This window comes from Desulfurobacterium sp. (genome assembly GCF_027028515.1).
GTDB lineage: Bacteria > Aquificota > Aquificia > Desulfurobacteriales > Desulfurobacteriaceae > Desulfurobacterium_A.
The window spans coordinates 1-4,870 of record NZ_JALVIW010000039.1 but is presented as its reverse complement, the minus strand read 5'-3'; the positions used below and the strand labels follow the sequence as shown (position 1 = coordinate 4,870).

8 protein-coding genes are annotated in these 4,870 nt (G+C 41.0%); all 8 read left to right on the top strand.

Going from position 1 to position 4,870, the window contains the following annotated elements; genetic code table 11:
* Positions 1 to 372, top strand: a 372-nt coding sequence (locus tag MV676_RS03460; RefSeq protein WP_297445338.1) for an HAD-IIIA family hydrolase, incomplete at its 5' end; no start/stop codon positions are given.
* Entirely contained in the window at positions 369 to 1,469 is a 1,101-nt protein-coding gene (lpxB, locus tag MV676_RS03455) for a lipid-A-disaccharide synthase (RefSeq protein ID WP_297445337.1), read from the top strand. The genes MV676_RS03460 and lpxB, both read left to right, overlap by 4 nt.
* Positions 1,470 to 1,512: 43 nt before the next feature.
* Positions 1,513 to 2,526 (top strand): aspartate-semialdehyde dehydrogenase, encoded by a 1,014-nt coding sequence (locus tag MV676_RS03450; protein ID WP_297445336.1) that lies wholly within the window; start codon positions 1,513 to 1,515, stop codon positions 2,524 to 2,526.
* 9 nt (positions 2,527 to 2,535) lie between these two features.
* Entirely contained in the window at positions 2,536 to 2,892 is a 357-nt protein-coding gene (locus MV676_RS03445) for a hypothetical protein (RefSeq protein ID WP_297445334.1), read from the top strand.
* 11 nt (positions 2,893 to 2,903) lie between these two features.
* Positions 2,904 to 3,593: a metal-dependent hydrolase gene (locus tag MV676_RS03440; RefSeq protein WP_022847730.1), complete on the top strand. Its 690-nt coding sequence runs from the start codon at positions 2,904 to 2,906 to the stop codon at positions 3,591 to 3,593.
* A complete protein-coding gene (locus MV676_RS03435) occupies positions 3,594 to 4,346 on the top strand; it encodes a patatin-like phospholipase family protein (RefSeq protein WP_297445332.1) in 753 nt (250 codons plus the stop codon).
* Positions 4,337 to 4,615 carry an acylphosphatase gene (locus MV676_RS03430; protein ID WP_022847732.1) on the top strand — a complete coding sequence of 93 codons (279 nt, stop codon included), beginning with the start codon at positions 4,337 to 4,339 and terminating at the stop codon, positions 4,613 to 4,615. Before MV676_RS03435 ends, MV676_RS03430 begins: the two co-directional genes overlap by 10 nt.
* Positions 4,590 to 4,870: LysM domain-containing protein (locus tag MV676_RS03425; RefSeq protein ID WP_297445331.1), on the top strand; the 281-nt coding region annotated here is incomplete at its 3' end. The genes MV676_RS03430 and MV676_RS03425, both read left to right, overlap by 26 nt.

Here is a 4,870-nt window from a genome sequence, read left to right as displayed (position 1 = left end):
CTAAAAGACGCAGGATTTCTCCTAATCGTAATCTCCAATCAATCCGGCATAGGAAGAGGCTATTTTAAAGAGGAAGATTTCCATGCAGTAAACAAAAGGCTGAATCAACTTTTAGAACCTTACAGCGTTCAAATTGACGATTTCTTTTTCTGCCCTCACAAACCTGACGAAGGATGCAGTTGCAGAAAACCGGAAACCGAACTTTTCTTTAAAGCAGCAAAAAAGTGGAACATAAATTTAAGAGAGAGCTTCATGATAGGAGATAAGATAATCGATATTGAAGCTGGAAAAAGGGCGGGATGCAAAAAGAGCTACCTTGTAAAAGAGGGTGAATTTTTAATGATAGCCAGAAAAATTACAGGTGAACGATGAAAAAGCTTCTCATAGTAACAGGTGAACTTTCCGCATTCAACTATGCAAGGAAAATCGCAGATGAACTTAAAAACGATTTAGAACTTTACGGCGTTTTGCTTGAAGAGATAGAAGGCGTTAAAAACATCTACGATGCAAAAAAACTAACGGCATTTGGGCTGTTTGAAGCAGTTACAAAACTTTTAGAAATAAGAAAGGGACTAAATACAATCAGAAACTTTTTAAAGAAGGAAAAGCCTGATGCAGTACTTCTGATAGACTTTCCCGGATTTAACATGAAAGTGGCAGAAGCAGCAAAAGAGGAGGGAATAAAAGTCTTCTACTTCATATCTCCAAAATTCTGGGCGTGGAACTACAAAAGGGGAAAAAAGATTGCAAAGTTAGTCGATAGAATGTTTGTAATATTCCCCTTTGAAGTGGAACTTTACAAAGAATTTAACTTTGAAGTAACCTACGTGGGCAATCCGCTAATGGACATGGTAAAACCAGACAAAAGTAGAGAGGCATTTTTTAAAGAATACAACTTAAAAAAACCTCCCATCCTCCTCATGCCGGGCAGCCGTGAATCCGAAATAAAATATCTCCTTCAACTCATGTTAAAAGCCGCCAAAAAAATAAAAGAAACAGACCCTGCAGAAGAATTTATTCTCCCTATTGCCGAAAGCCTCGATTTTAAAGCTGTTTCGGAAACGATAAAAAGAGAAGTCCCCTTCGTAAAAATTGTAAAAGGAAACGAAGCATACAACGCAATGTTTTATTCAAAGGCAGGAATTATAGCTTCCGGAACCGCAAGCCTTGAAGCTGCAATAGCCCTTCTTCCTCATGTTGTCATCTACAAACTTCATCCATTAACATTCGCAATTGCAAAGCGACTCGTAAGGACGAAGTATATATCTCTCCCTAACATAATAGCCGGGGAAGAGGTGATCCCCGAGCTTATCCAGGACAAAGCGACACCTGCAGAAATCAAAAAAGCTCTAATAGACGTATCAGAAAAAAGAGAAGCAATTAAAAAAGCACTTACTGAGAAAGTTAAAAGTCAACTTAGAGGCAAAGCCATTAAAACCCTGTGTGAAGAACTTAAAGTATCGGTGTAGTATAATTAAATCTCTATTTAAATAAGGTTTAAGGAGAGAAAGAATGGGATACAGCGTAGCCGTGGTCGGTGCAACAGGTGCCGTTGGAAAAGAAATGATAAAGGTATTAGAACAGCGCAACTTTCCCGTTGATAAGATAAAACTGTTAGCATCTGAACGTTCTGCCGGAAAAAAACTAAAGTTTAAAGGAGAAGAAATAACCGTAGAAAAACTCACACCAGAATCATTTGAAGGTGTTGAAATAGCTTTGTTTTCTGCCGGTGGAGACAGGAGCAAGCAGTTTGCTCCGGAAGCCGTCAAAAGGGGAGCCGTAGTAATAGACAACAGCTCCGCATTCCGCATGGACAAAGAGGTACCTTTAGTTGTTCCGGAAGTGAATCCAGAGGACGTAAAGTGGCACAAAGGAATCATCGCAAATCCAAACTGCTCTACTATTCAAATGGTAGTTGCTCTTAAACCGCTCTACGACCTATCAAGAATAAAAAGAATCGTCGTTTCAACCTATCAGGCCGTTTCAGGAGCAGGCGCTGCCGCTATAGAAGAACTTAAGGCCCAATCAGAAGCCGTTTTAAAGGGAACAAAAGTCCCTCCACCCAAAAAAATACCAAAACAAATTGCCTTTAACTGCGTTCCACAAATAGATGTCTTTTTTGACGACGGCTACACAAAAGAAGAACACAAAATGGTAAACGAAACGAAAAAAATCATGCACGACCCGGAAATAAAAGTTTCCGCAACCTGTGTAAGAGTTCCTGTCTTCATAGGGCACTCTGAGAGCGTAAACCTGGAATTTGAAAAACCTGTATCCGTTGAAGATGCGATAAATGCTCTAAAAAATGCCCCGGGCGTTACCGTCGTTAACGACTTTAAAAATGGCGTATATCCAACCCCCATAGATGTAGCAGGGAAAGATAACGTTCTTGTAGGAAGAATTAGAAAAGATGATACAATAGAAAATGGTTTAAACTTGTGGATAGTTGGTGATAATCTCAGAAAAGGAGCAGCGTTAAACGCCGTTCAAATAGCGGAAGTTTTAATAGAGGAAAACCTTATTTAGGATAGAAGGATGAAAGAAATTCTGAAAAAATTGGCTGAAGAGAGCAAAGATATAAAGGCACTTGCTATCGTTGATGAAGAAGGACTTATAATCGCTGAATACTCAAAGCCAAACCTGAACTTTGACATTGAAGAGATGGCAAGCCTCATAATTACTCCGGCACTACGCCTCTCAGAAGCTTTTACAGATGTAGATAAGGAAGAAAAATTGGAAGAAATGGTAGTGTTCTTGAGCCACACAATTGTTATTCTCTACAAACTTGCATATGAAACCTACTTAGTTGCCGCTCTTGAAAAGACGCCTCTCTACGGAAAAGTGAGATTCATCGTCAAGAAAAATCTTGTAACACTCAGAGAAACCCTTTGAGGGAGGTGGAGATGGCAAAACTAAGGTATTTAGGCCATGCAGCTTTCTACGTGGAGGGAAACGGGCTAAAAGCTCTTATTGACCCATTTCTATCACAGAACCCATGGAACATAGCCCAACCTGAAGAGTTTACAGATATAAACTACATCTTCGTTACCCACGGCCACGGCGACCACTTAGGTGACGCCATTGAAATAGCAAAGAGAACCGGCGCAACTATAGTCTCAATCTTTGAAACTGCATCCTACTGCGGATCAAAGGGAGCAAACATTCACGCAATGCACATAGGTGGAACATACCAGTTCCCGTTTGGAAGGGTAAAACTAACACCGGCAGCCCACGGAAGTGCAATCGTCGAAGGCGATAAAGTCATCTACGGTGGAAATCCGTGTGGAATAATAATAGAAGTTGAGGGCAAAAACCTTTATCACGCCGGCGATACAGGACTTATTGCCGACATGGAACTTTTAGGAAAATATGAAAATATAGATGTAGCACTCCTGCCAATCGGTGGAAACTTTACCATGGACCCAGGAGACGCCGCCATAGCAGCTGAAATGATAAAACCGAAAGTTGCCATACCGATGCACTACAAAACCTGGCCGGTTATAGATAAAGACCCGGAAGATTTCAAAAAGCTGGCTGAAGAAAGAGGTATCAGGGTTGAAATAGTAAAACCGGGTCAGGAGTACGAATTCTAAATGAAAAAGATAGGAATTGCCCTTTCCGGCGGCTTCCTCAGGGGAGTTGCTCATGCCGGATTTTTAAAAGGTCTGGAACAAAAGGGTATCTGTCCTGCTGCCATTTCCGGTGCAAGTGCCGGTTCGATAATAGGTGCTCTTTACGCTTACGGATACAATCCTGATAAAATTGTTGAAGTTGCACTGTCTCTAAACTGGAAGCAGTTAGCAACTCCGTCCTTCAAAGGTGGTCTTTTCAAACTGACAAAGTTGAAAAAGAAACTGGAAGAATTCATTGGCGACGTAGACATAAAAGAGCTCAAAATTCCATTTGCCCTCACCGTCGTTGATCTTAAAACACTTAAAGTCAGATTCGTTACAGAGGGAAAAGCTTCCGATTGGATAGTCGCTTCCTGTTCAATACCGCCCCTATTTGCTCCCTGGAAAATAGACGGAAATTACTACATAGACGGCGGAATAAGAAACGCCATGCCTGCTGAATTTCCAAGGGTTTCTGGATGCGACATCGTCATAGGTTCAAGCGTTCACTTCGTAAATCCTGAATACAATCCCGAATCTCTCACAGATGTTGCTATGAGAAGTGCTATGGCACAGGTTCTTGAAAACCAGCAGTACAGAGAGCCCTTCTGCGACATTGTTGTCAACCACCACCTGCCCGGTTCGCCGTTTGACTTCAAAAACATTGAAAAATTTTTTAAAACCGGATATGAAAATGGTTTAAAAACGGCAGAGGAGATTAAAAAATGGCTCTGAAGACACTCCACGCCTTCGTATCAGGAAGGGTTCAGGGCGTAGGATACAGAGCATTCACACGTTCAAAGGCAAAATCCCTGGGATTAAAAGGTTTCGTGAGGAATCTTCCGGACGGAAGAGTTGAGGTCGTTGCTGAAGGCGATGAGGAAAAACTCGAAAGACTCCTTGGCTACCTTAGAGAAGGGCCTTTCTTTGCAGATGTTAAAGATGTAAAATACAGCTACTCCAACTACAGAGGTGTGTATGAAGATTTTGAAATCACTTATTAAAGTTTTTATTATAGTTCTCACAATCTCCGTTACAGCAACTGCTTCAACGTACATCGTAAAAAAGGGGGATTCCCTCAATAAGATAGCCGAAAAATTTGGTACAACAACTACAGAAATTATTCTCTCAAATAAACTAAAACCACCTTACGTAATATATCCAGGACAACGTCTTGTTATACCGGAACGGTACAAAATCTACAGAGTGAGGAAAGGTGATTCTCTAAACAGAATAGCCAGAAAGTTCGGCGTTTCCCT